The organism is Streptomyces sp. RB17, assembly GCF_009604455.1.
Taxonomy (GTDB): domain Bacteria; phylum Actinomycetota; class Actinomycetes; order Streptomycetales; family Streptomycetaceae; genus Streptomyces.
This window is the reverse complement of the sequence record NZ_WEGL01000001.1, coordinates 126,793-153,328: the sequence shown is the minus strand read 5'-3', so window position 1 is coordinate 153,328 and position 26,536 is coordinate 126,793. Positions and strand designations below refer to the sequence as shown.

Below are 26,536 nucleotides of genomic sequence, written 5' to 3'. Positions count from 1 at the left end.
GTCCGTTCCGGTAAGGGGCTGGTGACCGTCGTCACCGGGATCGTCGCCAGCATGGTGTTGCTGTCGTACGCCGCGAAGTCCCTGCCCATCGGTACGGCGTACGGCGTGTGGGTGGGCATCGGGGCGGCCGGTGCGGCGGTGCTGGGCATGGTGGTGCTGGGTGAGCCGGTGACCGCCGCGCGGATCTTCTTCGTGTGTCTGTTGCTGGTTGCCGTGGTGGGGCTGAAGGCGACCTCGGGTCACTGATCCCATGCGCTCAGCGAATCCTGGAGGCCGAACCTTTGCCGCCGATGCTGTGCGGGCACCGGGTGGAAGTCGGGACGACGTAGAACTTTACGGCCTGCATCTCGGGAACTGACTGCTGGAAACAGATCGTGTAGCGTTCCGCGGATTCCACGTCGATGGAACGGTGTTGGTCTGTCGCGTCGACCGGTGAGACTCCCAGGCCGGCGTCGACTGCTTCATCGATGCCTTGTTTCAGGGTTTTGCCGACGGCCGACTCTATTTTGGGGAGTCGCCTGTGGCTCTCCTTTTTTGCACCCGCCTCGTGTTGATTGCAGGCAGCCAGCAGGAGGGACGTCATGATCAGGCCCCCCAGCCGTGCGAGATGCCTTGCCTTCATTGCGCCTCTCCTCGGTGGTCGGATACAGAAAGGTGCAGGGGCCTGAGATCATTGCTCAGGCCCCTGCTGTCACACCGCGCTACCGCGGTGAGGTGGTGCGAGTTACGAGGTCGAGACGGTTGAGGTGCTGAGGCAGGGCCAGATCAGTCCGCCGGTCGGGGTGCCCTGCCAGTCGCCGAGCATGGCGCCGAGTGCGATCGCCCTGTTCTCGGGCAGATCGAGGTCCCAGGTCTTCACGGTGCCGTTGCCACTGTGGTTCCAGTAGTAGTACTGGGTGCCGTTCTCGATGATGCCCACGGCGGAGTGTCCGTCGGCCTCGATGTCGTAAACCTTCAGAACGTCGCCGTACGTCTTGAAGGTGGACTTGGCTCCACAGCCGGGCGCCGCGTATTCGGTGTACGTGGTGTCGGCATATGCGGCAGTGGAAGTGAGAGCGATGCCGATGGCTATGCCGCCCGCCAGGACGGCTTGCATCATCTTCCTCATGAATTCCCCCTTTTAGGCAAGGTGAACAATGGGAGTGCCGCCCGTTGTTCACGGGCGGCACTCACTGTGGTCTTGCCTTATTCATACCTGTCATGCCCATGACCGGGCAAGCCGGGGCGTCAGGCCGCGGGGTCGCCGCCTCCGGCGCCGGCGGTCGTGCCTGTCGTGCCGCCGCCATCGGTCCCGCCGCCGGTGGTCGTGCCTGTCGTGCCGCCGCCGGCGGTTCCTCCGTCGGTGGTTCCTCCGTCGGTCGTGCCGCCGTTGGTGGTGCCGCCGCCCGTGGTGTCCCCGCCGGTGGTGGTGCCGCCGTTCGTCGTGGTGCCTCCGGTGGTGCCGGTGCCGCCGGTGGTGGTCGTACCGCCGTTGGTCGGGGTGCCGGTGGTGCCGCCGGTGGTCGGGCTGGTGGTCGCACCGCCGGTGGTCGGGGTGCCGGTGGTGCCGCCGTTGTTCTGGCCACCGGTGGTGCCCGGCGGGGCCGAGCCGGTGGCGCTGGGCGGCTGCGGCTGGTCGGCGCCCTGCTGCAGCTGGAGATCGAAGTCGGAGGCCGGCTTGTTCTTCAGCGCGTCCCCCGTGTACTGGGCCCAGATCTGGGTCGGCGCGCCACCGCCGTTGACACGGGCCTGGCCGAGGGCGCCGTACAGCGGCATGTGCTTGGCCGTGACCGGGTCCTGGCCCATGACCGAGACCACCGTGGCCAGGTCGGGGGTGTAACCGGCGAACCAGGCGGCGGTGTCGTTCTCGGCGGTACCGGTCTTGCCGGCCGCCGGGCGGCCCGCGGCCTGCGCGGCGGTGGCGGTGCCGTTGTCAACCACGCTCTTGAGGATGGACGTGGTGGTGTCGGCGGCCTCCCGGGGGACGGCCTGCTTGACCGCCTGGTCGGGCAGCTTGACCTCGTCCGTGCCCTCCTTGGTGATCTTCTCGACCAGGGTGTACGTGCCGTGCCTGCCGTGGTTGGCGAGCGTCGCGTAGGACTCCGCCATGTCCAGCACGCTGGCGGTGGCGGTGCCGAGGGCGATCGACGGGTACGGCTGGAGGTCCGGGGTGTCGGAGGGGACGCCCAGGTCGATCGCGGTCTGCTTGACCTTGGACGGGCCGACGTCGACGGCCATCTGCGCGTAGACGGCGTTCACGGACAGGTCGGTCGCCTTGGTGACGTTGATCTGGCCGTACGACTTCTGGTCCTCGTTCTGCGGGGCGTAGGCGCCACCGCTCCAGCCCTGTACGGGGCGCTCGTTGGTGCCGTCGTACATGGTGTTCGGGGTGATGGTGCGGCCGTCCTGGGTGGTCGAGCCGTTCTGCACCGCCGAGGTGAAGACGAAGGGCTTGAAGGTGGAGCCGACCTGGAAGTCACCGCGGGTCGCGCCGTTGGTGTACTGCTTCACGTAGTCGATGCCGCCGTACATGGCGACGACCTGGCCGGTCTTGGGGTCGACGGAGGCGCCGCCGGCCCGGACGTACTTGTCGGCCGGGTTGTTCTTCTTGTCCAGCTTGGAGATCAGCTGGTCGTTCACCGCCTTGACGAAGGCGTTCTGCTTGTTCTTCTGGATGGTGGTGGTGATGCGGTAGCCGCCGGCTTCAAGCTGGTCGGAGTCGAGGATGTGGTTCGCGATCAGGTAGTGCTTGACGGCGTCTACGAGGTAGCCGCGCTGGCCGGACATCCCGGTGGAGAGCGTCTGCTCCTTCGGCATCGGGAACTTCATGCCGACGCGCTCGGACGCGCTGAGCCAGCCCTTCTTGACCATGCCGTCCAGGACGTAGTTCCAGCGGGCGACGGCCGCGGCCTTGTTCTCCGGGTGCGCGACGACGTCGTACTCGCTGGGGGCGTTGACGAGCGCGGCGAGGTAGGCGGCGCGGGCCGGGTCGAGGTCCTTGGCGTCCATGCCGTAGTAGGCCTGGGCGGCGGCCTGGATGCCGTAGGCGTTGCGGCCGAAGTAGCTGGTGTTCAGGTAGCCCTCGAAGATCTCGTCCTTGGACTTGGTGCGGTCCAGCTTGATCGCGATGAAGAACTCCTTGGCCTTGCGGGTGACCGTCTGTTCCTGGGCCAGGTAGTAGTTCTTCACGTACTGCTGGGTGATCGTGGAGCCGGACTGCTTGCCCTTGCCGGTGGCGGTGTTCCAGGCGGCGCGCAGCATCGCCTTGGGGTCGACGGCGGACTCGCTGTAGAAGTCGCGGTCCTCGGCGGCCAGTACGGCGTGCTGGGCGTCCTTGGAGACCTCGGCGAGGCTGACGTTCTCGCGGTTGACCTGGCTGTCGCGGGTGTCGCGGGCGATCTGGGAGCCGTCGGCGTAGAGGTAGACGTTGGCCTGTTTGGTGGCGAGCGCGTTGGCGGGCGGGATGTTCACGAGGGAGTAGCCGAGGAAGAACAGTCCGATCAGCAGGAGCACGCCGATCACGAAGGTGCCCAGCACCATGCGCCAGGTGGGGATGATCCGCCGCCATCCGGTCCGCTTGCGCCTGGCCTTCTTCCCCTTCGCCGTGCCGTTGTCTCCGGGGCCGCCGGGGTTTCCGGTGGGGCGGCCGTCGCCGGGGGTGGCGGCGAGGAGGGCGGTGGCTTCCTCGGGGCCGGTGGTGTTGGTGTTGGTTCCGGCTCGGGGGCGGCGGATGGCTGCTCCGGCCGATCCGGCCACGCCCGCGGCGCCCGCGGGGCCGGCCTGGGAAGCCTGGCCGGCGGCACCGGCGGCTGCGCCGACCGCTCCGGCGCCCGGACGTGCGGCGCTGGGGGCGATGTCGGGGCCGGTCGTACGGGGGGTGCGCCCGGCGGCGTCCGGTCCGGTCGCCCGGGGCGTACGGCCGGTGGTGTTCGGCCGGCCGGCCGGAGAGGCGGACGTCGTCTTCTCGGGGCCGCCCGGCTCGGCCGCTCGGGGTGCGTTGATCCGCCGGAGAACCTGGGTGGTCTCGGGCGCGGGCGCCTCACCGGGCGCCGCCTTCCCGGACCGGTCTCCCTGAGCTGTCCGGGGCGCCGTGACACGCCGGAGCACCTGCGTGCTCTCGGCCGACTGCGCCTGCTCGGAGTCGCCCCGGGCCGCCGGTACCTGCGGCTTCCCGGAGTCGGTACGGGGCCTCCCGGAGCCCTGTGCCGCGGCGCCGGCACCGGAGGTACCGGAGGCCTGGGACGCGGTGGACGCACCGGACGCCGAGACCGCACGAGCCGCAGAGCCATCGCCGGACACCGGCCCGCCCTGGTCCCCCGAACCCCCGCCGGACGCAGCGGAGGCCTGGGACGCGGTGGACGCACCGGACGCCGAGACCGCACGAGCCGCAGAGCCATCGCCGGACACCGGCCCGCCCTGGTCCCCCGAGCCCCCGCCGGAGGTACCGGAGGCCTGGGACGCGGTGGACGCATCGGACGCCGGGACCTCACGAGCCGCAGAGCCACCGCCGGACACCGGCCCACCCTGGTCCGCCGAGCCACCGCCGGACGCCGAACGCCCGCCGGACGCGGTCTCCCCGCTGGACGCGGTCTCTCCCTGCTGTTCCGACCTGCCACCTCGGGCCGCCTGGCGGGCCCGGGCCATGGAGGCCGTCCGGTCCAGGGCCGAGCGGTCCGCCGACGTCGACGGGCCGGCCGGAGCCGACGGAACGGCCGAAGAGGAGGGGTCCTGGGACGCCGCACGGTCACCCGTTCGCCCGAGCCCGGTCCCCCGGTCCTGACCACCCTGCTCGACCTGCCCAGAGCCCCCGCCCCGCCCAACCGGCTCGGGCTGCCCAGCCCGCTCAGCCGTACCGCCGTGCTCGGCCGCATCGCCCCGCTCGGCCGCACCGCCTCGCTCAGCCGTACCGCCCCGCTCAGCCGCACCGCCCCGCTCAGCCGCACCGCCCCGCTCGGCCCGCGCGGCCTCTGCCGTACCCGACGTCCCCGCCGCACCCGGCATCTCCGGGGACTCTGCCCGCCTGCCGGGCCGCTCGGACCCCGCGGGCCCCGCCACAGCGTCGGCCCCCTCGGACCCTGGCCTCGCGCTCGTTCCCTCGGCGGCTGCCGGACGGCCGGTCCCCGCGGGCCCCGCCACAGCGTCGGCCCCCTCGGACCCTGGCCTCGCGCTCGTTCCCTCGGCGGCTGCCTGCCCGCCGGCCCTCTTGGGCTCGGCCGGCCTGGACTGGGAGGGGGCCGGTTCGGGGTGGGTGCCGGGGTCGCCGGGCGCTTCAGCCGGCAGCGGCTCTCTCGGCGGCACGCCTTCGTTCGGCTGCTGCGGCTGCGGCTCGTCGCTCATCTCGTGCACGGACTCCTGTTTCGCGTCGTACGTTCCCGTACGCCTCGTACGCTCTTCTGCGCCCCCAGTTGGAAGACTCTCGCACCTGGCGTTCCGTTCCCGGATTCCAGCACGCTTCGGGCACGAAATTGCGTGGCCGTCCGCCGGGCCCGGGACTAGGCTCCTGCGCTTCGGTGTCGAGCGGTCCCGGGAGGTGGACTGGCGTGGGCGCGGGACGGTTGTACGTGGCCGTCGCGGCGGGGGGATTCAGACGGTACGCGACGTATCGGGCCGCCACTGTGGCAGGGGTGTTCACGAACACGGTCTTCGGACTGATCCTCGTGTACACCTATCGCGCGCTGTGGGACGAGCGGCCGCACCTGGGTGGGTGGGATCAGGCGCAGGTCGTGACGTATGTGTGGCTGGGGCAGGCGTTCCTTTCGACGCTCGCGATCGGCGGCGGGGGCGTCGAGAACGAGTTGATGGAACGCATCCGTACGGGGGACGTGGCGATCGACCTTTATCGCCCCGCCGATCTGCAGATGTGGTGGCTGGCCACGGATCTGGGCCGGGCGTTTTTTCAGTTGTTGGGACGGGGGATCGTGCCCTTCGTCTTCGGTGCGCTGTGTTTTCCGGTGTACCTGCCGAAGGACGTGGGCACCTGGGTCGCCTTCTTCGTGGCCGTGCTGCTGGCGATGGTCGTCGGGTTCGGCATCCGGTATCTGGTGGCGCTCAGCACGTTCTGGTTCCTGGACGGTACGGGTGTGACGCAGATGTCCTGGCTCGTCGGCTACTTCTGCTCGGGCATGCTGCTGCCACTGAACATCTTCCCGGGGGCGCTCGGCGAGGTCGTACGGGCGCTGCCGTGGTCCTCGCTGCTGCAGGCGCCGGCCCAGATCCTGCTGGGGCATGCGGATCCGCTGGGCACGTATGTGTTCCAGGGGGTGTGGGCGGTGGTGCTGCTGGGCGCCGGGCGGCTGGTGCAGTCGGCGGCGACGCGCAGGGTGGTGGTCCAGGGTGGGTGAGGGCGGTACCGGCCGGCTGCGGGACGGGGTGCGGGCCTATCTGATGATCGCCGGGATGTGGATCCGGTCGACCATGGCCTACCGGGCCTCGTTCGTGATGACCACGTTCGGCAACTTCGCGGCGACCTTCTTCGACTTCGTCGCGATCATGCTGATGTTCTCGCGGGTGGACGCCCTCGGCGGCTGGTCGCTGCCCGAGGTGGCGTTCCTGTACGGCCTGTCGGGGACGGCCTTCGGTCTGGCCGACCTGGTGATCGGGTCGATGGAGCGGCTGGGGCGGCGGGTGCGCGACGGCACGCTGGACACGCTGCTGGTGCGTCCGGCGCCGGTGCTGGCGCAGGTGGCGGCCGACCAGTTCGCCCTGCGCAGGCTGGGCCGGGTGGTGCAGGGCCTGCTGGTGCTGACCTGGGCGGTGGCCCGGCTCGACGTCGACTGGACGCCGCTGAAGCTGCTGCTGATGCCGGTGGCCCTGGTGAGCGGCTGCGGGATCTTCTGCGCCGTGTTCGTGGCGGGGGCGGCCTTCCAGTTCCTGGCGTCGGACGCCTCGGAGGTGCAGAACGCCTTCACCTACGGCGGCGGAACGCTGCTGCAGTATCCGCCGACGGTGTTCGCGAAGGAACTGGTGCGCGGGGTGACGTTCGTGCTGCCGCTGGCCTTCGTCAACTGGCTGCCCGCGACCTATGTGCTGGGGCGGTCGTATCCGCTGGGGCTGCCCGGGTGGCTGGCGTTCGCTCCGCCGCTGGTGGCGGTGGGGTGCTGCGCGGTGGCGGGGCTGGCCTGGCGGGCGGGACTTCGTTCGTATCGGAGTACAGGGAGCTAACGCGGTGGCGGACGGCGATTTCATCTCACTGGAGAAGGTCGAGAAGGTCTTCGAGGTGCGCAGGAAGACCGGGTTCCTGAAACGGGAGCGGCGTGAGGTGCGGGCGGTGGACTCGCTCTCGTTCACGGTGGCGCGTGGGGAGATGGTCGGGTACATCGGGCCGAACGGCGCCGGCAAGTCGACCACGATCAAGATGCTGACCGGGATCCTGACGCCGAGCGCGGGGCGGCTGCGGGTGGCGGGCATCGACCCGTCCCGGGAGCGGCGGCGGCTCGCGCACCGGATCGGGGTGGTGTTCGGGCAGCGTACGACCCTGTGGTGGGACCTGCCGCTGATCGACTCCTACCGGCTGGCGCACCGCATGTACCGGATCCCGGAGGCCCGGTACCGGGAGAACCTGGACCGGTGCGTCGAACTTCTGGAGCTGGGCGCTTTGTTGGACGTGCCGGTGCGGCAGCTCTCGCTGGGGCAGCGGATGCGCGGGGACATCGCGGCGGCCCTGCTGCACGATCCGGAGGTGCTGTACCTGGACGAGCCGACGATCGGACTGGATGTCGTGTCGAAGGCGAAAGTCCGGGGCTTTCTGCGGGAGTTGAACGCCGAGCAGGGCACGACCGTGCTGCTGACCACGCACGATCTGCAGGACATCGAGCAGTTGTGCTCGCGGGTGATGGTGATCGACCACGGCCGGCTGATGTACGACGGTCCGCTCGCGGGGCTGCACGAGGCCGGGGAGAGCGAGCGGACGCTGGTGGTGGACCTGGAGCGGGAGTTGCCGCCGGTTCAGGTGCCGTCGGCGCGGGTGGTGCGGGTGGAGGGGCCACGGCAGTGGCTGGCGTTCCCGGCGGGACAGTCGGCGGCGCCGCTCGTCGCCCATCTCGCGGCGGAGTATCCACTGGTGGACCTGTCGGTGCGGGAGCCGGACATCGAGGCGGTCATCGCCAAGATGTACGCGGAGAAGGCGGTCTCGTAGGCTTCTGCCATGACCGACGACGCAAGTCCGGATCTCCGGGCGTCCGACAGCGACCGGGAACGGGTCGCCGAGGTCCTGCGGGACGCCCTGGCCGAGGGCCGGCTCGACATGGAGGAGTTCGAGGAGCGCCTGGAGGCGGCGTACAAGGCGCGTACGTACGGCGAGCTGGCGCCGCTCACCCGCGATCTGCCGGCGGCCGGCGCGCCGGCGCCCGCTCCGGTCTCCTTCTCCAAGGAACCGGCGGACAGCGGGAGTTGGGCCGGCCGGATCGTCGGGGGCGAGGGTTCCTCGACGGGTGCGGTCGCCATCATGGCCGGCTTCCAGCGCAAGGGCCGCTGGACGGTGCCGAGGCGGTTCAACTGCTTCGCGTTCTGGGGCGGCGGCGAGATCGACCTGCGGGAGGCGGACTTCGCGGACCGCGAGGTCGAGATCAACTGCGTGGCGATCATGGGCGGAGTGCAGGTCATCGTGCCGCCGGGGGTCGAGGTCGTCGTCCGGGGTATCGGCGTCATGGGCGGCTTCGACCACCCCAGGGACGACGGCTCGCCCGAGCCGGGTGCTCCGCGCGTGATCATCGGGGGTCTCGCGTTCTGGGGCGGTGTGGACGTGGTCCGCAAGATCACCCGAGCGGAGCGGCTCCGCCTGAAGGAGCAGCGCCGTCAGGAGAGGCTGGAGCACAGGGAGTCCCGGCACGAGCTGCACCGGGCACGGCGTGAGGAGCGGCGCGAGGAGCGGGAGCGGCGTCGGGAGCACTGAGCGCCGTGTCGATACGGCCCGGGGCCCGCCCCTGGGTTACTTGGTGCAGACCTTGGTCAGTTCGCCGGCGGCGTCCGTCACCGGGCTCACATCCGGCGTCCGGTCCCCGTTCCTGATGGCGGTACGCACGTTGCCCACGGCCTTGTCCAAGTCGTCGACCGCCTTGTTGACGTCGGCGTTGTCGGTCTTGTCGCCGATCTGCCTCAGGTTCTTCTCGATGGCGTCGAGGGAAGCGTCCGCCTGGGTCGGATCATTCGCCGCGTTCTCCACCGCCTGCTGGAGATCGGTGACGCTGTCGGCGATGGAGTCGGCGGTCTGCACGCAGTCCAGGGCCTTGTTCACGGCGTCGCAGCCGGTGGTGAGGCCGACGGTGAGCGCGGCGAGCGCCACGGCGGCGACTGCGGTGAGACGGCGTCGGCGTGGGCTGACGGACATGGCGGTGTTCCCCTCCCCGGGTGGGCTGTCCGTACCTATGACGTCACGGAGGGCGCGCGGGTTGCCCGCGCGCCCTCCTTGCTTTTGGCCGCCCTTTACTTCGTGAGCGTGGCCTCCGGCTACTTCGTGAGCGTGGCCTCCAGCGCCGCGCGCTGGTGGGCGGTGAGCTCGGCGCAGCCGGTGACGGCGAGGTCGAGCAGGGCGTTCAGTTCGTCGCGGGCGAAGGGCTCGGCCTCGGCGGTGCCCTGGACCTCGACGAAGCGGCCGTCGCCGGTGCAGACGACGTTCATGTCGGTCTCGGCGCGCACGTCCTCCTCGTAGCAGAGGTCGAGCAGCGGGACGCCGCCGACGATGCCGACCGAGACGGCGGAGACGGTGCCGGTGAGCGGCTGGCGGCCGGCCTTGATCAGCTTCTTGCCCTGGGCCCAGGCGACGGCGTCGGCGAGCGCCACATAGGCGCCGGTGATGGCGGCCGTACGCGTCCCGCCGTCCGCCTGCAGAACGTCGCAGTCGAGGACGACGGTGTTCTCGCCGAGCGCCTTGTAGTCGATGACGGCGCGCAGCGAGCGGCCGATGAGCCGGGAGATCTCGTGGGTACGGCCGCCGATCTTGCCCTTGACGGACTCGCGGTCGCCGCGGGTGTTGGTGGCGCGGGGCAGCATGGCGTACTCCGCGGTGACCCAGCCCTCGCCGCTGCCCTTGCGCCAGCGCGGGACGCCCTCGGTCACGGAGGCGGTGCAGAACACCTTGGTGTCGCCGAAGGAGACGAGGACGGAGCCCTCGGCGTGCTTGCTCCAGCCGCGTTCGATGGTGACCGGGCGGAGCTGTTGCGGGGTACGGCCGTCGATGCGAGACATGGCAAGGAGCCTAGCCGCACATGGAGAGGGGGCTCCTCCCGCGTCGGGAAGAGTCCCCTCGGAGGTGAGCCGGTGGGCTCACATCATGTCTTCGATCTCCGCGGCGATCGGGTCGGCGTCGGTGCCGATGACGACCTGGATGGCGGTGCCCATCTTGACGACGCCGTGGGCGCCGGCGGCCTTCAGGGCGGCCTCGTCGACCAGGGAGGGGTCGGACACCTCGGTGCGCAGCCGGGTGATGCAGCCCTCGATCTCCTCGATGTTGTCGATACCGCCGAGGCCGGCGACGATCTTCTCAGCCTTGCTGGCCATGTTCCTTCTCCCTGATCCGAACCGCTTTGTCGCAGTAACCCACAGTTGGCCCATCTTCGCGAGCGGTCATGCCGTGCGTGCCGAAGGATGGCGATCACGACAGCGGAACCGTCCGCCGACTGGTCTACACCACAGGGGGTACGGTCGCCAAACCGCCTCCGAGTCGAGTGGCCGGGAGGACGCCATGAGTGCCGACAGCGCGCCCGCCGACAGCACGGCCGGCCCGGCGCGGGAACGCTGGAACCGGTTGTTCCAGGGCCTGCAGAAGATGGGCCGCAGCCTGCAGTTGCCGATCGCGGTGCTGCCCGCGGCGGGCATCATCAACCGGCTGGGCCAGCCGGACGTGTTCGGCAAGGACGGTCTGGGCTGGACGAACGTCTCCAAGGTCATGGCGGGCGCGGGCGGTGCCCTGCTCGACGGCTCGATCGGGCTTCCGCTGCTGTTCTGCGTGGGCGTGGCGATCGGCATGGCGAAGAAGGCGGACGGCTCGACGGCGCTGGCGGCGGTGACGGGCTTCCTCGTCTATTACGGGGTGCTGCACCAGTTCCCTCGGTCCTGCCCCGGCGGTTCCAGGGCGATCCCGCAGATCGGCTGTCAGGTGACGGTCGGCGCGGGCACGGGTTCGGTGACGCCGTTCACCTTCCAGAACCCGGGCGTCTTCGGCGGGATCGTGCTGGGCCTGCTGGCCGCCTTCTTCTGGGCCCGGTTCCACCGCACCAGGCTGGTGGACTGGCTGGGCTTCTTCAACGGCCGCCGGCTCGTGCCGATCATCATGGCGTTCGTCGCCATCGTCTTCGCGGCGCTGTGTCTGTGGATCTGGCCGCCGATCGGCGGCGGACTGGAGAGCTTCGGCAAGTGGCTGCGGGACGCCGGCTCCTGGGGCGCGGGCGTCTTCGGTGTCGCCAACCGGGCGCTGCTCGTCGTCGGTCTGCACCAGTTCCTGAACGTGCCCATCTGGTTCCAGTTCGGCAGCTACACCAAGCCCGACGGCACGGTGGTGCACGGCGACATCAACATGTTCCTGCAGGGCGACCCGCACGCCGGCCAGTTCACCTCGGGCTTCTTCCCGATCATGATGTTCGCGCTGCCGGCCGCCGCGCTGGCCATCACGCACTGCGCCCGGCCGGGCCGGCGCAAGGAGGTCGGCGGTCTGATGCTGTCGGTGGCGCTGACGTCGTTCGTGACCGGCATCACCGAACCGATCGAGTACTCGTTCATGTTCATCGCACCGCTGCTGTACGCCGTGCACGCGCTGCTGACCGGCGTCTCGATGGCGGTGACCTGGGCGCTCGGGGTGCACGACGGGTTCAGCTTCTCGGCCGGCCTGATCGACTACGTCATCAACTGGCGCCTGGCGACGAAACCCTGGCTGATCATCCCGATCGGCCTGTGCTTCGCGGCGGTCTATTACGTCGTCTTCCGTCTCGCGATCACGAAGTTCGACCTGAAGACACCGGGCCGTGAGCCGGAGGACCAGGTCGAGGACATCACCAAGGCGTGACCTCTTTAGCACATCGGCACGGCGCGTAGCGTAGTGGTAGCGGATTTCGTGGTTCCTTATCCCGCCTTCATCGTGTACAACAGGTCTACACCACTGAGTGGTGTAGACCACCACTGATGGAGGAACCATTCCATGAGCACCGCCACCGCCACGGCGGCTCCCGCGAAGAAGCGGGGATCAGGCCTCTTCCAGGGCCTGCAGAAGGTCGGCCGCAGCCTGCAGCTGCCCATCGCCGTACTGCCGGCGGCGGGCATCCTGCTGCGTCTGGGCCAGCAGGACATCCACGACAAGCTGAACCTGCCCGACAAGGTCACGGCGGTGTTCGCCACGGCCGGTGGCGCGATCTTCGACAATCTGCCGATGCTGTTCTGCATCGGTGTCGCGATCGGCTTCGCCAAGAAGTCGGACGGCTCGACGGCACTGGCCGCCCTGGTCGGCTTCCTGGTCTACAGCAACGTGCTGAAGGCGTTCCCGGTCACCGAGGCCAAGATCCAGAAGGGCGCGGACATAGCCGCGACCTACAACAACCCCGGTGTCCTCGGCGGCATCCTGATGGGTCTGCTGGCCGCCGTGCTGTGGCAGCGCTACCACCGCAAGAAGCTGGTGGACTGGCTCGGCTTCTTCAACGGCCGCCGGCTGGTGCCGATCATCATGGCCTTCGTCGGCACCGCCATGGGCGTCTTCTTCGGCCTGGTCTGGAAGCCCATCGGTGAGGGCATCTCCAACGCCGGCGAGTGGATCACCGGTCTCGGCGCGTTCGGCGCGGGTCTGTTCGGTCTGGTCAACCGCGCGCTGATCCCGGTCGGCATGCACCAGTTCGTGAACACCGTCTCCTGGTTCCAGATCGGCGACTACAAGAACGCGGCCGGCCAGGTCGTGCACGGTGACCTCAACCGCTTCTTCGCCGGTGACCCGCACGCCGGTATGTTCATGTCCGGCTTCTTCCCGATCATGATGTTCGGCCTGCCGGCCGCCGCGATCGCCATCGCGCACTCCGCCCGCCCCGAGCGCCGCAAGGCCGTCCTCGGCATGATGATCTCCCTCGCGCTGACCTCGTTCGTCACCGGCGTCACCGAGCCCATCGAGTTCTCGTTCATGTTCATCGCGCCGCTGCTGTACGCGATCCACGCGGTGCTGACGGCCCTGTCCATGGCGATCACCTGGGCGCTGGGCGTCCACGCGGGCTTCACCTTCTCCGCGGGCTTCATCGACTACGCGCTCAACTGGAACCTGGCGACCAAGCCGTGGCTCATCATCCCGATCGGCCTGGTCTTCGCGGCGATCTACTACACGGTCTTCCGCTTCGCGATCGTCCGGTTCAACCTCCCCACCCCGGGCCGCGAGCCCGAGGAAGAGGTCGAGGACCTCACCAAGGCCTGACGGCAGTCACATGAGGAAGGCCCCGGAACCGATCAGGTTCCGGGGCCTTCGTCGTACGCGGAAACGCGGACGTCAGATCTCGTACGTCACCCTGGGCTCGGCCAGCTCGACCGGGCCGTCGAACACCTCACGCGCGTCCCGGAGGTTCACCTGCGGGTCGGTCCACGGCGGGATATGCGTGAGCACCAGGCGCCGCGCGCCGGCCCGCGCGGCGGTCTCGCCCGCCTCGCGGCCGTTGAGATGCAGGTCCGGGATGCTCTCCTTGCCGTGCGTGAACGCGGCCTCGCACAGGAACAGGTCGGTGTCCCGGGCCAGCTCGTCCAGCGCCTCGGTGACCCCCGTGTCGCCGGAGTACGTCAGCGACCGCCCGCCGTGCTCGACGCGGACGCCGTACGCCTCCACGGGATGGCGGACCCGCTCGGTGTGCACCGTGAACGGGCCGATCTCGAACGTGGACGGCTTCAGGGTGTGGAAGTCGAAGACCTCGCTCATGGCGGAGGCGGAGGGGGTGTCGTCGTACGCGGTGGTCAGGCGGTGTTCGGTGCCCTCGGGGCCGTAGACCGGTATCGGCGCGCAGCGGCCGCCGTCGTGCCGGTAGTAGCGCGCGACGAAGTACGCGAGCATGTCGATGCAGTGATCGGGATGCAGATGGCTCAGGAAGATCGCGTCGAGGTCGTAGAGACCGCAGTGGCGCTGCAGCTCGCCCAGGGCGCCGTTGCCCATGTCGAGGAGCAACCGGAAGCCGTCGGCCTCGAGGAGGTAGCTCGAGCAGGCCGATTCCGCGGACGGGAACGACCCCGAGCAGCCGACGACGGTGAGCTTCATGAAGCAGAAACCTCCGTTGGCGGGAAGATCGAACGGCAAGATCAAAAGGGCAGGAAACGGGGGTCGTGCGGTTCGTCGAGCGTAAGGCGCAAAAGCGCGGGTCGCGCCTCCGCCAGGGGCCGTTGTGGGCGAACTCACCTGCGCTGTCACCGGTTCGGCTGGACCGGGGGCGCAGAAGGATCCGTAGAGGGCGCGCAATCCTTGGCGCGCGCCGGTAACGTCGTCGTATGGACACGTCCTGGTGGCTGGCGCTCGCGGCGGTGGTACTGCTCGCGCTGGTCGCCACGCTCATCGACGGCTGGGGACGCGGTCGCCGGTACGCCGGACGGCGCCTGAGGCCGCTCGGCCGCGCGGGAACGCGCCCGGCCAAGTCCGCCCGGCCGGCCCCCGGGGACATCTGGTGGGCGGACGTCCCCTACGAGGACCGTGCCGACGCCAAGGACCGGCCGTGTCTGGTGCTGGCCGTGCGCGGGAACCGGGCCACGGTCGCCAAGATCACCAGCAAGTACCACGACGAGCGCGCTGGCGTGATCCCCCTGCCGCCGGGCGCGGTCGGCGACGCCCGAGGCCGGCCGAGCTTCCTGGAGACCGACGAGCTGCGCGAGGTGCCTGTCGGCGACTTCCGGCGACGGGTGGGTGTGGTGGACCCGGTTCTGTGGGACCAGGTACGGCACCTGGCCGGCTGATCACTTCACGTTCACCGTCACCGTCCACTCCTGGATGCCCTTGCACGACATCTGACCGGGTGCCGTCGGCTGGGCGCACAGCGGGCGGGAGGACGTCAGTTTCTCGGTGCCGGTGTGCACCGCCTGGTACGCGGCCGTGGCCTGGCCCGGCTGGATGACGAAGCCGGCGTTGATGCCCTTCAGCGCGCTGCCGCCGGCCATGAGCGGCTTCCAGGGGCGGGACTTGGTGCCGTCGAGGGTGACCCGGACCTCGCCGCCCTTGGCCACGCACACGGTACGGCCACTGTCGGAGGCCCTGAGCTGGACGAGGGCGGCGCAGCCGGCGCCGCTCGGGGACGCGGACGGTGACACCTTGCCGTCACTGCCGCCGGTGTCCTTGCCGCTCTGGGAGCCGCAGCCGGCGAGGAGCAGCGCTGCCGCCGCGAGGGCGCAGAGGGTCGTACGGCGCATGGGGGTTCGCCTTTCTGCCGTGCGTGGCCGTGAGGGGGTCGGCCGCCTGGTGCAGATGTGACGTACCAGTACCGAAAAAGGATCCCGCACGCGGACTGTTTCCGCGTGCGGGACCCCTTGCTCACAGGATGCGGATCAGCTGGTCGTCAGGGCGGTGTCGTCCACGACGAAGCTGGTCTGGAGGGAGGAGTCCTCCACTCCGTTGAACTTCAGGGTGACCGTCTGGCCCGCCAGCGAGGACAGGTCGAAGGTCTTCTGCGCGTAACCCGAGTTCGCGTTGACGTTCGAGTACGTCGCGAGGGTGGTCGAACCGGCGGTCACCGTCAGCTTGTCGTACGCGGTGCTGCCGGTCTCGGCGGTGTCGATGTGCAGGTAGAAGGTGAGCGTGGCCTTGCAGCCGGCCGGGATCGTCACCGACTGGGACAGCGTGTCGGTGTGCGACGAGCCGTAGCCGTCCAGCCAGGCCTTGTAGGAGCCGCTGTGGGCGGCCTCACCGGTGTCGTTGGTGATGACACCGCTGGTCGCGCTCCAGCCGGTGTTGCCCGACTCGAAGCCCGGGTTGGCCAGCAGCTGGGAGGAGGTGCAGCCGCCCCCGCCGGAACCGACGGTCCACGTGAAGGAGGTCGAGCCGGAGGCGCCGGTGGAGTCCTTCGCGGTGACCGTGACCTGGTAGGTGCCCGCGGTGGACGCCGTACCCGAGATCAGGCCGGTGGAGCTGTTGATGGACAGCCCGGTCGGCAGGCCGGAGGCGCTGTAGGTCAGGGCCGCGCCCGCGCTGTCGCCGGCCTGTATCTGCAGGCTGACCGAGCTGCCGGTGGTCGTCGACTGGCTGCCGGGGTTGGTGACGGTCACCGTGTTGCCGCTGGAGCTGCCGGAGGTGAAGGCGGCGGTGCCGTTCGGGGTGCCCCAGCCGGTCGGGCCGTCGTAGCCGGTGCCCGCGGTGCAGAAGTACGAGGTGGAGCAGGAGCCGTTGTTGCCGCTGGTCACGTCGTACAGGTTGCTCGTGTGCGAGTACGGGTACTTCGCCGGGTAGTCGCTGGCGCCCGGGGTGCCCGCGAGGGCGTAGACGCTCGCGATGATCGGCGAGCTGGCGCTGGTGCCGCCGTAGACCGCCCAGCCGGAGCCGCCGTAGGTGTCGTAGACCGCCACACCGGTGGCCGGGTCGGCGACGGCGGAGACGTCGGCCTCCATGCGCTTGGAGCAGCCGGTGTCGGTCTGCCAGCTCGGCTTCGGGTCGTAGGCCGAGCAGCCGGAACCGGTGCCTTCCGTGGAGTTGGTGTGCCACACCGACTCGCTCCAGCCACGGGAGTTGGAGGCGGTGGTGAGAGCGGTGCCGCCGACAGCGGTCACGTACTGGGAGGTCGCCGGGTACTCGGCGCCGTAGGCGGAGTCACCCGCGGAGACGGTGATCGCGACGCCCGGGTGCTTGAAGTACGAGGTGTCCTCGCTGGTCTGGGAGGAGGACTCGGAGCCGCCCCAGCTGTTGGACACGAACTTGGCGCCCAGCGAGACGGCCTCGTTCTCGGCGATACCGAGGTCGGTGTCGTTCGCGGAGTTGGCCTCGACCAGGATGATGCTGCAGTTCGGGCAGACCGCGCTGACCATGTCGATGTCGAGCATCTCTTCACCGGCCCAGCCGGTGTCGTTGGTCGGCAGCGAGGTGGTGGAGCCGGTCTGGCTGACCTGCTTGAAGCAGCCGTTGGCCTTGGTGCAGGACGACAGGCCGTACGTGGAGCGGTAGGTGGCCAGGTCCGACTCGGCGTTGGGGTCGTTGTAGGCGTCCACGATGCCGACGGTCATGCCCGAACCGGCCGCGGTGGGCAGGTTGTAGGCGCTGTGCAGGTTGGCCGGGGAGAGGCCGGAGGGCGCGGCCGCGAGCGCGGCGGTCAGGCGCTGCTTGATGTCGGTGCGGCGCTGGGCGAAGCAGGACGCGTAGCCCGGCTTGGCCTGGGCGCACAGGTGCTGGGTCGGCACCTTCTGGCCGGCCTTGCCGGTGGCGTGGAAGGTCTGCCGCTCGGGCGCGGTCAGCGCCTTGGCGTTCTGCGCGACCTTCGAGGTGTGCGGGTGGGCCGCTGCGGTCTGCGCGCCGGCCGTCGGTGCGGCGGTGAATCCGGCGACGGTGAGGGCGAGGGCGGGGAAGGCGACGGCGACGAGTCTTCGCAGACTCCGTCTCCGCCGCGTCGGGCGTGACTCACGCATGGGTACTGCCTCCGGTAGACGTGGGGTATCGCACTGGATTGGCAGGCCCGTGACGCGCGTAGCGGCGGCAGAACCGCGCAGTCATGAGCATGACACTCGCAGGCACCTGACAGTCCCGCCGAGTGAGCGTGACATGTCAGGCTGCGGGAGGAACCGTAGTTCTGGCCCCGGGGCCACCGGCAGTACTCAAAGCAATTCTTTGCCCGGCCATAGGAATGGCTTAGCCCCCTCATGGAGGGGGCTGGGGCGGGCCTGCGGCGGGATCAGGCCCAGAGCTGACCCTGCAGCGTCTCGATGGCCTCCTCGGTGGTGGCCGCCGTGTAGACGCCGGTCGACAGGTACTTCCAGCCGCCGTCGGCCACGATGAAGACGATGTCGGCGGACTCCCCCGCCTTGACCGCCTTGCGGCCCACACCGATCGCCGCGTGCAGGGCGGCGCCGGTCGAGACGCCCGCGAAGATGCCCTCCTGCTGCAGGAGTTCGCGGGTGCGGGTGACCGCGTCGGCCGAGCCGACCGAGAAGCGGGTGGTGAGGACCGAGGCGTCGTACAGCTCGGGGACGAAGCCCTCGTCCAGGTTCCGCAGGCCGTACACCAGGTCGTCGTAGCGCGGTTCGGCGGCCACGATCTGGATGCCCGGCTTCTGCTCGCGCAGATAGCGGCCGACGCCCATCAGGGTGCCGGTGGTGCCGAGGCCCGCGACGAAGTGGGTGATCGAGGGGAGGTCGGCGAGGATCTCGGGGCCCGTGGTGGCGTAGTGGGCGCCCGCGTTGTCCGGGTTGCCGTACTGGTAGAGCATCACCCAGTCGGGGTGCTCGGCGGCCAGTTCCTTGGCCACGCGCACGGCGGTGTTGGAGCCGCCCGCGGCCGGGGACGAGATGATCTCCGCGCCCCACATGCCGAGCAGGTCCCGGCGCTCCTGCGAGGTGTTCTCCGGCATCACGCACACCATGCGGTAGCCCTTGAGCTTGGCCGCCATGGCCAGGGAGATGCCGGTGTTGCCGGAGGTGGGCTCGAGGATGGTGCAGCCCGGGGTGAGCCGGCCGTCCTTCTCCGCCTGCTCGATCATGTGCAGCGCGGGACGGTCCTTGACCGAGCCGGTGGGGTTGCGGTCCTCCAGCTTGGCCCAGATACGGACGTCGGCGGACGGCGAGAGCCGCGGCAGGCGCACCAGAGGGGTGTTGCCCACCGCGGCCAGCGGGGAGTCGTAGCGCATCGCTGCTCAGCGGCCGATCAGCGCATGCCGCCGGCCACGGCCGGCAGGATCGTCACGGTGTCGCCGTCGGACAGCTTGGTGTCGATGCCGTCGATGAAGCGGACGTCCTCGTCGTTCAGGTACACGTTGACGAAGCGGCGCAGCTTGCCCTCGTCCACGATGCGGGCCTGGATGCCCGCGTGCCGGGTCTCGAGGTCGGCGAACAGCTCGGTGAGGGTGTTCCCGCTGCCCTCCACCGCCTTCTGGCCGTCCGTGTAGGTGCGGAGGATGGTGGGGATGCGGACCTCGATGGCCATGGCTCAGGGCTCCTGTCGGGAGTATCGGAAAAGATGGGCACGCGGCGGCGCACGCCGCGGCTCACGGCCGTACGGCGGCGGGAAACGTCAACAGATGGCGCTGTTCAGCCTGCACAGGTCGACGTGCAGCCGCGCCACGAGCAGCGTGCCCGGCGCCTTCTCGCTCACGTCGTTCAGAACCATGCGCTCATCGTAACGATTCCCGGTCCGGACATCGGAGTGTGATCTCGCATGCTGGATGAAATCTGACCGCATCGCGGGATCAGTAGGAGTCCACCACCGCGACCTCCTCCTCCGTGACCTCGCCGTCCACGATCCGGAAGGAGCGGAACTGGAACTCGCCGAGGCCGTCGGTGTCGGCGGTGGAGACGAGGACGTAGTGGGCGCCGGGTTCGTTGGCGTAGGAGATGTCGGTGCGCGAGGGGTAGGCCTCGGTGGCGGTGTGGGAGTGGTAGATGACCACCGGGTCCTCGTCGCGGTCGTCCAGCTCGCGGTAGAGCTTGAGCAGGTCGCCCGAGTCGAACTCGTAGAAGGTGGGCGACATGGCCGCGTTCAGCATGGGGATGAAGCGCTCGGGGCGGTCCGCGCCCGCCGGGCCCGCGACGACGCCGCACGCCTCGTCGGGGTGGTCCTTGCGGGCGTGGGCGACGATCTGGTCGTAGAGGGCCTGGGTGATGGTCAGCATGTCGGTCAGGATAAGCAGAAGGGCCGTTCCGTACCGATGGCTGGTACGGAACGGCCCATATGCCGGACGTCCTGAGCGGCAGCCGCAGCGGGGCACCACGAGAGCCCCGTGCGGCTGGACGTCCCTTGGGGGATGGTCAGCGCTTGCGGAAGGCCGCGGCCTCCGGGTTGCGGCGCCTGAGCACCCAGTAGGAGACGCCGAGGATCGCGGCCCACAGCGGAGCACAGTAAAGCGACACCCGGGCGTCCTTGTCGATGCCCATGAGCACGATCACCATGAAGATGAACAGCAGGGCGAAGACGCTCGTGTACGGCGCCCCCGGCGCGCGGAACTCGCTCTGCGGCAGCAGCCCGCGGTTCGCCTTCGACCGGTAGCGGATCTGGCAGACCAGGATGACGATCCAGGCCCACATGCCGGAGATGGTCGCGAAGGAGACGACGTAGTCGAACGCTTTGCCCGGCCACTGGTAGTTGATCCAGACGCCGACCAGCATCAGCGCGGCGGAGAACGTCGTGCCGACCAGCGGGGTGCCGCTGCGTGTCAGCTTGGTGAAGAACTTCGGGCCCTGGCTGTTGAGCGCCAGGTCACGCAGCATGCGGCCGGTGGAGTACATGCCGGAGTTGCAGGAGGAGAGCGCGGCCGTGAGGACGACGAAGTTCACGATGCCGGCGCCGGCGGCCAGGCCCATCTTCTGGAAGGCGGCGACGAAGGGGCTCACACCCGGGTGGAAGTTGGTCCACGGCACGACCGACAGGATCATGATCAGTGCGCCGACGTAGAAGACGGCGATCCGCCACGGCACGGTGTTGATCGCCTTGGGCAGCACCTTCTTGGGGTCCTTGGACTCGCCCGCGGTGACTCCGACCAGCTCGACGGCGAGGAAGGCGAACATGACCATCTGCAGGGTCATCAGCGTGTTGCCGACGCCGTGCGGGAAGAAGCCGCCGTCGTTCCACAGGTGGGCGACGGAGGCGGTGTCACCGGCGTCGGAGAAGCCGATCGTCAGGATGCCGGCGCAGATCAGGATCATGCCGATGATCGCGGTGACCTTGACCATGGAGAACCAGAACTCCAGCTCGCCGAAGAGCTTCACGGAGATCAGGTTGGCGCCGTACAGCACGACCGTGAAGATCAGGGCCGAGACCCACTGCGGGATGTCGAACCAGTACGTCATGTAGGCAGCCGCGGCCGTGACCTCGGTGATGCCCGTGACCACCCAGAACAGCCAGTACGTCCAGCCGGTGACGAAGCCCGCGAAGGGGCCGATGAACTCGCGCGCGTACTCCGAGAACGAGCCCGACACCGGGCGGTACATCAGCAGCTCGCCGAGGGCCCGCATGATCAGGAAGATGACGAGGCCCGCGATGGCGTAGGCCAGGATCAGACTGGGGCCGGCCTTGGAAATGCCCTTGCCCGCGCCGAGGAACAGGCCGGTGCCGATGGCACCGCCGATGGCGATCATCTGGATCTGCCGGGACCCGAGCCCGCGCTGGTATCCCTCGCCGCCCTCGCTGTCGGCCCGCGCGGCGTCCTTGCCGTCGCGATGCTGGTCGACCTGCGCTGAGGTCATGTGTGGTGCGCCTTTCTCCATGCCGATCCGGACCTTTCGTCGGCCTCGGATCGGGTTTCGATCCCCCCGGATTGCTGGAGTTGTTGCCTGGCCGACGGTCGTCGGCTCGGTGGCGCACCCGGCCGGACATGGGTGGTGTCGGCCGGGCGGTCGTGAAGATCTATCACGGCCGCAATATTGATCACAGGGGCGCGATGTGGCGCATCACACAGGGAAAAGCGGACAAAGAGCGCTCGAATGCGGCAAAACAGGCCGCAACGGTAACGCGATCGTTATCCGGATTTGAGCGTCCGCTGAGCGAACACTCGTCCACCGCAAAACCCGACAGGTCAGGGCATCAGGGTGTTCACCAGGGTCTCCTGGAGTCCGCCCAGCCACAGGTAGGCCATCACCATCGGCTTGCGCGGGTCCTCGTCCGGGAGCCGGTAGAGCAGGTCGGTGTCGTCCTCGTCGGTGATCTCCAGCCGGATGCCGATCGCGAGCCGCAGGTCGTTGAGGGCACCGAGCCACAGCTTCGAGTCGTCCGGGTTCAGCTTCAGCACCGCCCCGCCCTCGTCCACCGGGGCGAGCGCGTCCAGGGCGCGGATGACCGCGAGCGCGTTCTCGCGTTTGCCCGCGCGCAGGTCGTTCTCGGTGTACCGGCGGAACTCGGCGGAGTGCGCCTGCCGCTCCTCCGCCTCGGCGGGCGAGTCCGGGGCCTGCTCGGGGTCGCTGTAGGCGTCCGGGAAGAGCCTTCTGAGCACCGGATCGGCGGGCGGCTCGCTCGGGCCCTCCGCGAACAGCTCGGCGAGCGGGTCCTTGGGGCTGTCGGCACCCGGCCCGGGGCCGATGAGCTCCAGGAGCTGGACGGCCAGCGACCGGATGATGGAGATCTCGACGTCGTCGAGCGCGACGGCCGCGCCGCCGCCGGGGAGCGGTTCGAAATGTCCGGGCATGTAAATGAGTTCGCTACTTCCGGTCCTGCTGCAGGGTGGCCCACAGACCGTAGCCGTGCATCGCCTGCACGTCGCGCTCCATCTCCTCGCGGCTCCCGCTGGAGACGACCGCCCGGCCCTTGTGGTGGACGTCGAGCATGAGCTTGGTGGCCTTGTCCTTGGAGTACCCGAAATACGTCTGGAAGACGTACGTCACATAGCTCATGAGGTTGACCGGGTCGTTGTGCACGATCGTGACCCAAGGGACGTCGGGCTCGGGTACGGCGAAGACCTCCTCCGCCGACTCGGTGCGTTCGATCTCTAGGGGCGCGGGTGACGTCACAGTGCCCATGCTGCCACGCGGCCCGGAAATCGTCACACCGACGAAAAGGGAGTACGATCTGTCGTCATGAACACAGCGGACCTTGGGCTGCCGGTGGATGTTCCGTCGACGGCGCTCTTCACGGACCAGTACGAGCTGACGATGCTGCAGGCCGCCCTGAAGGCCGGAACGGCCGAACGGCGGAGCGTGTTCGAGGTCTTCACCAGGCGGCTGCCGGACGGGCGTCGCTACGGCGTCGTGGCGGGCACCGGGCGCGTCCTGGACGCGGTGGAGAACTTCCGCTTCGACGCGGACGTCCTCGGCTTCCTGCGCGAGCGGCAGATCGTCGACGAGGAGACCCTGAAGTGGCTCGCCGACTACCGCTTCGGCGGGGACGTCTGGGGCTACCCCGAGGGCGAGGTCTACTTCCCCGGCTCGCCGATCGTGCGGGTCGAGGGCACCTTCGCCGAGTGCGTGCTGCTGGAGACGGTGATCCTCTCCATCCTCAACCACGACTCCGCGATCGCCGCCGCGGCCTCCCGGATGGCCTCCGCCGCCGGGGACCGCCCGCTGATCGAGATGGGCGCCCGCCGCACCCACGAGCTGGCGGCGGTCGCCGCCGCGCGCGCCGCGTACGTCGGCGGTTTCGCGACCACCTCCGACCTCGCGGCCGGCTTCCGCTACGGCATCCCGACGGTCGGCACCTCGGCCCACGCCTTCACCCTGCTCCACGACCGCGAACGGGACGCCTTCCAGGCCCAGGTCGACACCCTCGGCCGGGGCACCACCCTGCTCGTGGACACCTACGACGTCGCCGAGGCCGTCCGTACGGCGGTGGAGGTGGCCGGCCCCGAGCTGGGCGCGGTCCGCATCGACTCCGGCGACCTGCTGCTCGTGGCGCACCGGGTGCGGCAGCAGCTGGACGAGCTGGGCGCGACGAACACCAAGATCGTGGTCACCTCCGACCTGGACGAGTACGCGATCGCCTCCCTCGCCGCCGCACCCGTGGACGCGTACGGCGTCGGCACCCAGCTGGTGACCGGCTCCGGGCACCCGACCGCCTCCATGGTCTACAAGCTGGTCGCCCGCGCCGAGACCGCCGACCCGAAGGCGCCGCTGATGCCGGTCGCGAAGAAGTCCAGCGGCGGCAAGACCTCCCTCGGGGGCCGCAAGTGGGCGGCGCGCCGGCTGGACGAGGACGGGGTGGCGGAAGCCGAGGTCGTGGGCACCGGCGCGGTACCGGCGGAGCTCGCCGACCGGCAGCTCCTGGTGGAGCTGATCAAGGGCGGGGACGTCGTCGCCCGCGAACCCCTGGACGTACCGCGCGACCGCCACACCGCCGCGCGCGCGAACCTCCCCCTCTCGGCGATCCAGCTCTCCCGAGGGGAACCTGTCATTCCGACGGAGTACGTCCAGGGGCGCTCGGGTAGCTAAAGCGGGACCGCCGTCCGCTCCACCCGCGCCCCCTCCCCTACGGGGCCGTAAGTCTCTAGGCTCAGTTACTTAATCCTCAGTCGAAGGACACCCACCATGCGCCGCGCCTTGATCGTCGTAGACGTGCAGAACGACTTCTGCGAGGGGGGCAGCCTCGCGGTGGCGGGCGGCGCGGACGTGGCCGCCGCGATCACCGAGCTGATCGGCCAGGCGGCGGGCACCGGATACCGCCATGTGGTGGCCACCCGGGACCACCACATCGCCCCCGGCGGCCACTTCGCCGACAACCCCGACTTCGTCCACTCCTGGCCCGCGCACTGTGTCGCGGGCACGGAGGGGGTGGGCTTCCACCCCAACTTCGCCCCCGCCGTCGCCTCCGGCGCCGTCGACGCGGTGTTCTCCAAGGGGGAGTACTCGGCGGCCTACAGCGGCTTCGAGGGCCAGGAGGAGAACGGCACGTCCCTGGCCGACTGGCTCCGCGCCCGCCACATCGACGAGGTCGACGTGGTCGGCATAGCCACGGACCACTGCGTACGGGCCACCGCCCTGGACGCCTTGAGAGAGGGCTTCCGCACCCAGGTCCTGCTGGACCTCACGGCGGGGGTGGCACCGGAGACGACGGAGAGGGCGCTGGAGGAGCTGCGGGAGGCCGGGGTGGAGCTCACCGGTAAGCCCGTGGTCAGTGGCTAGGGGTCACTGAACCACCGCCGACCTGCGCAGCAGCGCCCGGATGGGATGCCACAGCTCGGTCACGATGACACCGTTGTCGGTCGGGGCCGTGCGCCATATCAGGCCGTCCGGGTGGTGCAGCACGGCCGTGATCTCGTCCGGCGTCGGAGGCGCGGCGTTCCCCCGCAGGTAGATCGCGCGGAACCCCAGGTTGCGCAGCCTGGTCAGGGCCCGGGCACGGTTGTGGGCGTGCACCAGTACCCGCACCCCGGCGGAGTCGTAGGGCAGGTTCAGTGCCACCACGACCGTCCCGTTCGGCAGCTTGCAGAAGCCTCCAGCGGCCATGCGGTCACATCCCCGTTTCGGTCGGTGTCAATAAGCGGTCCACAGGACGCACCTAAACACGACCGATGGCGACCCGCCAAGGGGTTGCCGTCGATACGTGTCTGACCTGCGAAAACGTGGACTGCTTCACCGCGGGGCCGATCTTGAGCAAGATCGTCGAGCCGTTCCCTGCCCCCCGGTGATCACGATCTTGGTGCCGGTGTCAGTGATCTTCACGCCCCCGGTGGGGTTCGCCGGGTCGCAGGAGGTGCTGGTGTGCGAGTCGATCGGCAGGGTCGCACCGGAACCCGGGTGGCCGTTGGCGGAGTTGGTGTCGTTGTCCGCCTGGGAGGTGACCCACTCCAGGATCTGCCGGGCCCATGACTCCGTGCGCCCCCCGTGCACCGGTACCGTGGGTTAGGTCACGCTTACCGGGTGTCCGGCTCGGGCATGCACGCGAAGAGAGTCGAATGGTGCCCCCATCCGAAGAATCCCCGAAGACTTCCGAGGACACGATTGCCATGCCTCGTCCGACTGCCGCACAGCTCGCTTACGGTTCGTGCACCGTGATCTTCTCGACGCTCGCCATGCTGCTGCTGTCCCAGACGAGTTCGGGCCTCGGGGTCACCGTCATCGCCCTCGCGGCGCTGGCCCTCGGGCTGCTCGTGGCCATGACGGTACCGCTGCCGAAGGTCCGCACGACCGAGCTGCCGGCCGGGGCACCGGACGGATCCCCCGAGTCCGCGCCTCAGGAGCAGCCGGTGTCCACCGCACTGTGAACCGTGTACCGCCGGCGCTCAACCGGTGCTGACCACCACCGTCTTGGCCGCCTTGTCGTGCAGCCCCTGCTTGTAGGGCTTGTCGAAGTAGCTCCAACCGCCGCAGATCGCAGTCCAGATGCAGGCGCAGCAGAAGGCGAACGGCACCCACAGCACCAGGGCGCGGATCAGGTTGGTCTGCACCGAGGGGGTGGCACCGTTGTCCAGGTTCGCCACCCGCATGTTGAACCACTTCTTGCCGAGGGTCTGGCCGTACTGGGTCATCATGAACGTGTCGTACGCGATGTACAGCACGGCCGCGACGAAGGACTGGGCCACGGACCGGCCGACCTCGACACGGTCGTTGTTCATGGTGTACTCGCGCACGCCGAACGCCCAGGTGAGCAGCCAGACGACGATGCCGACGAGGATCATGTCGATGATCCTCGCCAGCGTCCGCTTGCCGCTGCCGGCGAGCGGGGGCATGCCGGCGAGCGGGTCGGTGGGGTAACCGCCGGCGCCATAGGGGCCGGTGCCGTAGGGACCTGCGCCTCCGTACGGGCCGCCGCCGTAAGGAGGGGGCTGTTCTCCGCCGTACGGCGGAGGTGGCTGGTCGCCGTACGGCGGCGGTGGCTCGCCGCTGCCGTACGGGGGTGGCTGGTTGCCGCCCGGGGGCTGCTGGGCGCCGCCGGGCGGGGTGTCGTACGGCGAGCCCGCCCCCTGGTCCGACGGGGGCCGCTTCCTGAACGGGTCGTCCTCGGGGGGCTGCTCTCCGGAGCCGGGGGGCGGTTCGCTGCTCATGGCCCGAGTGGACCGCGAACGCCTCGGCTCCGCAT

At 69.6% G+C, this 26,536-nt stretch carries 29 protein-coding genes and 2 pseudogenes; 12 read left to right on the top strand and 19 right to left on the bottom strand.

Annotated elements, in window-relative coordinates; all coding sequences use genetic code 11:
- Positions 1–21: 21 nt before the first annotated feature.
- Positions 22–246 (top strand): annotated as a pseudogene (locus SRB17_RS00670) (DMT family transporter); the annotation flags it as partial.
- A gap of 10 nt (positions 247–256) precedes the next feature.
- Here SRB17_RS00670 and SRB17_RS00665 read toward each other — a convergent pair.
- From SRB17_RS00665 to SRB17_RS00655, 3 genes are all read right to left on the bottom strand, one after another.
- Positions 257–622, bottom strand: a complete 366-nt coding sequence (locus tag SRB17_RS00665) for a hypothetical protein (RefSeq protein WP_153533671.1) — start codon at positions 620–622, stop codon at positions 257–259.
- Between the two features lie 102 nt (positions 623–724).
- Positions 725–1,108 carry a hypothetical protein gene (locus SRB17_RS00660; RefSeq protein ID WP_153533669.1) on the bottom strand — a complete coding sequence of 128 codons (384 nt, stop codon included), beginning with the start codon at positions 1,106–1,108 and terminating at the stop codon, positions 725–727.
- A gap of 119 nt (positions 1,109–1,227) precedes the next feature.
- Positions 1,228–4,086 carry a transglycosylase domain-containing protein gene (locus tag SRB17_RS00655; RefSeq protein WP_323374789.1) on the bottom strand — a complete coding sequence of 953 codons (2,859 nt, stop codon included), beginning with the start codon at positions 4,084–4,086 and terminating at the stop codon, positions 1,228–1,230.
- 4 nt (positions 4,087–4,090) lie between these two features.
- Here SRB17_RS00655 and SRB17_RS00650 point away from each other — a divergent pair, with 4 nt between their 5' ends.
- The 5 genes from SRB17_RS00650 to SRB17_RS00630 all read left to right on the top strand — a co-directional run bounded on the left by SRB17_RS00650 (position 4,091) and on the right by SRB17_RS00630 (position 8,869).
- Positions 4,091–4,759 (top strand): hypothetical protein, encoded by a 669-nt coding sequence (locus SRB17_RS00650; protein WP_153533667.1) that lies wholly within the window; start codon positions 4,091–4,093, stop codon positions 4,757–4,759.
- 760 nt (positions 4,760–5,519) lie between these two features.
- Entirely contained in the window at positions 5,520–6,320 is an 801-nt protein-coding gene (locus tag SRB17_RS00645; RefSeq protein ID WP_323374788.1) for an ABC transporter permease, read from the top strand.
- Positions 6,321–6,363: 43 nt separating this feature from the next.
- Positions 6,364–7,140: an ABC transporter permease gene (locus tag SRB17_RS00640; RefSeq protein ID WP_194293913.1), complete on the top strand. Its 777-nt coding sequence runs from the start codon at positions 6,364–6,366 to the stop codon at positions 7,138–7,140.
- Positions 7,141–7,144: 4 nt separating this feature from the next.
- Positions 7,145–8,113 (top strand): ABC transporter ATP-binding protein, encoded by a 969-nt coding sequence (locus SRB17_RS00635; protein ID WP_323374787.1) that lies wholly within the window; start codon positions 7,145–7,147, stop codon positions 8,111–8,113.
- A 9-nt stretch (positions 8,114–8,122) separates the two neighbouring features.
- Complete coding sequence (locus SRB17_RS00630; RefSeq protein ID WP_153533663.1) at positions 8,123–8,869, top strand: DUF1707 SHOCT-like domain-containing protein; 747 nt, start codon at positions 8,123–8,125, stop codon at positions 8,867–8,869.
- A 36-nt stretch (positions 8,870–8,905) separates the two neighbouring features.
- Here SRB17_RS00630 and SRB17_RS00625 read toward each other — a convergent pair whose 3' ends face one another.
- The 3 genes from SRB17_RS00625 to SRB17_RS00615 form a co-directional block, all read right to left on the bottom strand.
- Complete coding sequence (locus SRB17_RS00625; RefSeq protein WP_153533661.1) at positions 8,906–9,304, bottom strand: hypothetical protein; 399 nt, start codon at positions 9,302–9,304, stop codon at positions 8,906–8,908.
- A gap of 119 nt (positions 9,305–9,423) precedes the next feature.
- Complete coding sequence (gene rph / locus SRB17_RS00620) at positions 9,424–10,161, bottom strand: ribonuclease PH (RefSeq protein ID WP_153533659.1); 738 nt, start codon at positions 10,159–10,161, stop codon at positions 9,424–9,426.
- Positions 10,162–10,239: 78 nt separating this feature from the next.
- On the bottom strand, positions 10,240–10,473 hold the full coding sequence (locus tag SRB17_RS00615; protein ID WP_030782705.1) for a glucose PTS transporter subunit EIIB: 234 nt from the start codon (positions 10,471–10,473) through the stop codon (positions 10,240–10,242).
- A gap of 184 nt (positions 10,474–10,657) precedes the next feature.
- Here SRB17_RS00615 and SRB17_RS00610 point away from each other — a divergent pair, with 184 nt between their 5' ends.
- Positions 10,658–11,974 carry a PTS transporter subunit EIIC gene (locus tag SRB17_RS00610; RefSeq protein WP_153533657.1) on the top strand — a complete coding sequence of 439 codons (1,317 nt, stop codon included), beginning with the start codon at positions 10,658–10,660 and terminating at the stop codon, positions 11,972–11,974.
- 132 nt (positions 11,975–12,106) lie between these two features.
- Positions 12,107–13,354, top strand: a complete 1,248-nt coding sequence (locus tag SRB17_RS00605; RefSeq protein WP_153533655.1) for a PTS transporter subunit EIIC — start codon at positions 12,107–12,109, stop codon at positions 13,352–13,354.
- Positions 13,355–13,426: 72 nt separating this feature from the next.
- On the opposite strand, the gene SRB17_RS00600 is transcribed toward SRB17_RS00605, so the two are convergent.
- The gene (locus SRB17_RS00600) at positions 13,427–14,179 is read right to left on the bottom strand and encodes an MBL fold metallo-hydrolase (RefSeq protein ID WP_153533652.1); all 753 of its coding nucleotides are present in this window, start codon (positions 14,177–14,179) and stop codon (positions 13,427–13,429) included.
- Positions 14,180–14,406: 227 nt separating this feature from the next.
- On the opposite strand from SRB17_RS00600, the gene SRB17_RS00595 reads away from it, so the two are divergent.
- Positions 14,407–14,865, top strand: coding sequence for a type II toxin-antitoxin system PemK/MazF family toxin (locus tag SRB17_RS00595; protein ID WP_153533651.1), 459 nt, complete (start codon positions 14,407–14,409; stop codon positions 14,863–14,865).
- On the opposite strand, the gene SRB17_RS00590 is transcribed toward SRB17_RS00595, so the two are convergent.
- The 9 genes from SRB17_RS00590 to clpS form a co-directional block, all read right to left on the bottom strand.
- Positions 14,866–15,315: a hypothetical protein gene (locus SRB17_RS00590; RefSeq protein ID WP_153533649.1), complete on the bottom strand. Its 450-nt coding sequence runs from the start codon at positions 15,313–15,315 to the stop codon at positions 14,866–14,868. It abuts the gene before it with no gap.
- 135 nt (positions 15,316–15,450) lie between these two features.
- Positions 15,451–17,514, bottom strand: coding sequence for a putative Ig domain-containing protein (locus SRB17_RS00585; RefSeq protein WP_153533646.1), 2,064 nt, complete (start codon positions 17,512–17,514; stop codon positions 15,451–15,453).
- 263 nt (positions 17,515–17,777) lie between these two features.
- A complete protein-coding gene (locus SRB17_RS00580) occupies positions 17,778–18,728 on the bottom strand; it encodes a PLP-dependent cysteine synthase family protein (RefSeq protein ID WP_153533644.1) in 951 nt (316 codons plus the stop codon).
- 17 nt (positions 18,729–18,745) lie between these two features.
- Positions 18,746–19,024, bottom strand: coding sequence for a MoaD/ThiS family protein (locus SRB17_RS00575; protein WP_153533642.1), 279 nt, complete (start codon positions 19,022–19,024; stop codon positions 18,746–18,748).
- An 87-nt stretch (positions 19,025–19,111) separates the two neighbouring features.
- A complete protein-coding gene (locus SRB17_RS47925) occupies positions 19,112–19,207 on the bottom strand; it encodes a putative leader peptide (RefSeq protein WP_309550412.1) in 96 nt (31 codons plus the stop codon).
- Between the two features lie 79 nt (positions 19,208–19,286).
- Entirely contained in the window at positions 19,287–19,709 is a 423-nt protein-coding gene (locus SRB17_RS00565; protein ID WP_153533638.1) for a Mov34/MPN/PAD-1 family protein, read from the bottom strand.
- A 136-nt stretch (positions 19,710–19,845) separates the two neighbouring features.
- Entirely contained in the window at positions 19,846–21,279 is a 1,434-nt protein-coding gene (locus tag SRB17_RS00560; RefSeq protein ID WP_153533635.1) for an amino acid permease, read from the bottom strand.
- 329 nt (positions 21,280–21,608) lie between these two features.
- Positions 21,609–22,214 carry a DUF2017 domain-containing protein gene (locus tag SRB17_RS00555; protein ID WP_153533632.1) on the bottom strand — a complete coding sequence of 202 codons (606 nt, stop codon included), beginning with the start codon at positions 22,212–22,214 and terminating at the stop codon, positions 21,609–21,611.
- A 13-nt stretch (positions 22,215–22,227) separates the two neighbouring features.
- Positions 22,228–22,545 carry an ATP-dependent Clp protease adapter ClpS gene (clpS, locus tag SRB17_RS00550; RefSeq protein ID WP_055623360.1) on the bottom strand — a complete coding sequence of 106 codons (318 nt, stop codon included), beginning with the start codon at positions 22,543–22,545 and terminating at the stop codon, positions 22,228–22,230.
- Between the two features lie 57 nt (positions 22,546–22,602).
- Between clpS and SRB17_RS00545 the strand changes: the two genes are divergently transcribed.
- Both SRB17_RS00545 and SRB17_RS00540 read left to right on the top strand, forming a co-directional pair.
- Entirely contained in the window at positions 22,603–23,949 is a 1,347-nt protein-coding gene (locus SRB17_RS00545; RefSeq protein ID WP_153533630.1) for a nicotinate phosphoribosyltransferase, read from the top strand.
- A 96-nt stretch (positions 23,950–24,045) separates the two neighbouring features.
- Positions 24,046–24,639: a nicotinamidase gene (locus SRB17_RS00540; RefSeq protein WP_153533627.1), complete on the top strand. Its 594-nt coding sequence runs from the start codon at positions 24,046–24,048 to the stop codon at positions 24,637–24,639.
- Positions 24,640–24,642: 3 nt separating this feature from the next.
- On the opposite strand, the gene SRB17_RS00535 is transcribed toward SRB17_RS00540, so the two are convergent.
- Both SRB17_RS00535 and SRB17_RS00530 read right to left on the bottom strand, forming a co-directional pair.
- The gene (locus tag SRB17_RS00535; protein WP_153533625.1) at positions 24,643–24,963 is read right to left on the bottom strand and encodes a hypothetical protein; all 321 of its coding nucleotides are present in this window, start codon (positions 24,961–24,963) and stop codon (positions 24,643–24,645) included.
- Positions 24,964–25,093: 130 nt separating this feature from the next.
- Positions 25,094–25,311: pseudogene (locus tag SRB17_RS00530) on the bottom strand (hypothetical protein); the annotation flags it as partial.
- Between the two features lie 152 nt (positions 25,312–25,463).
- Between SRB17_RS00530 and SRB17_RS00525 the strand changes: the two are divergent.
- The gene (locus tag SRB17_RS00525) at positions 25,464–25,721 is read left to right on the top strand and encodes a hypothetical protein (RefSeq protein ID WP_153533623.1); all 258 of its coding nucleotides are present in this window, start codon (positions 25,464–25,466) and stop codon (positions 25,719–25,721) included.
- Between the two features lie 18 nt (positions 25,722–25,739).
- Here the strand turns inward: SRB17_RS00525 and SRB17_RS00520 are convergent, their stop codons facing one another.
- Positions 25,740–26,501, bottom strand: coding sequence for an RDD family protein (locus SRB17_RS00520; RefSeq protein ID WP_153533620.1), 762 nt, complete (start codon positions 26,499–26,501; stop codon positions 25,740–25,742).
- Between the last annotated feature and the right edge of the window lie 35 nt (positions 26,502–26,536).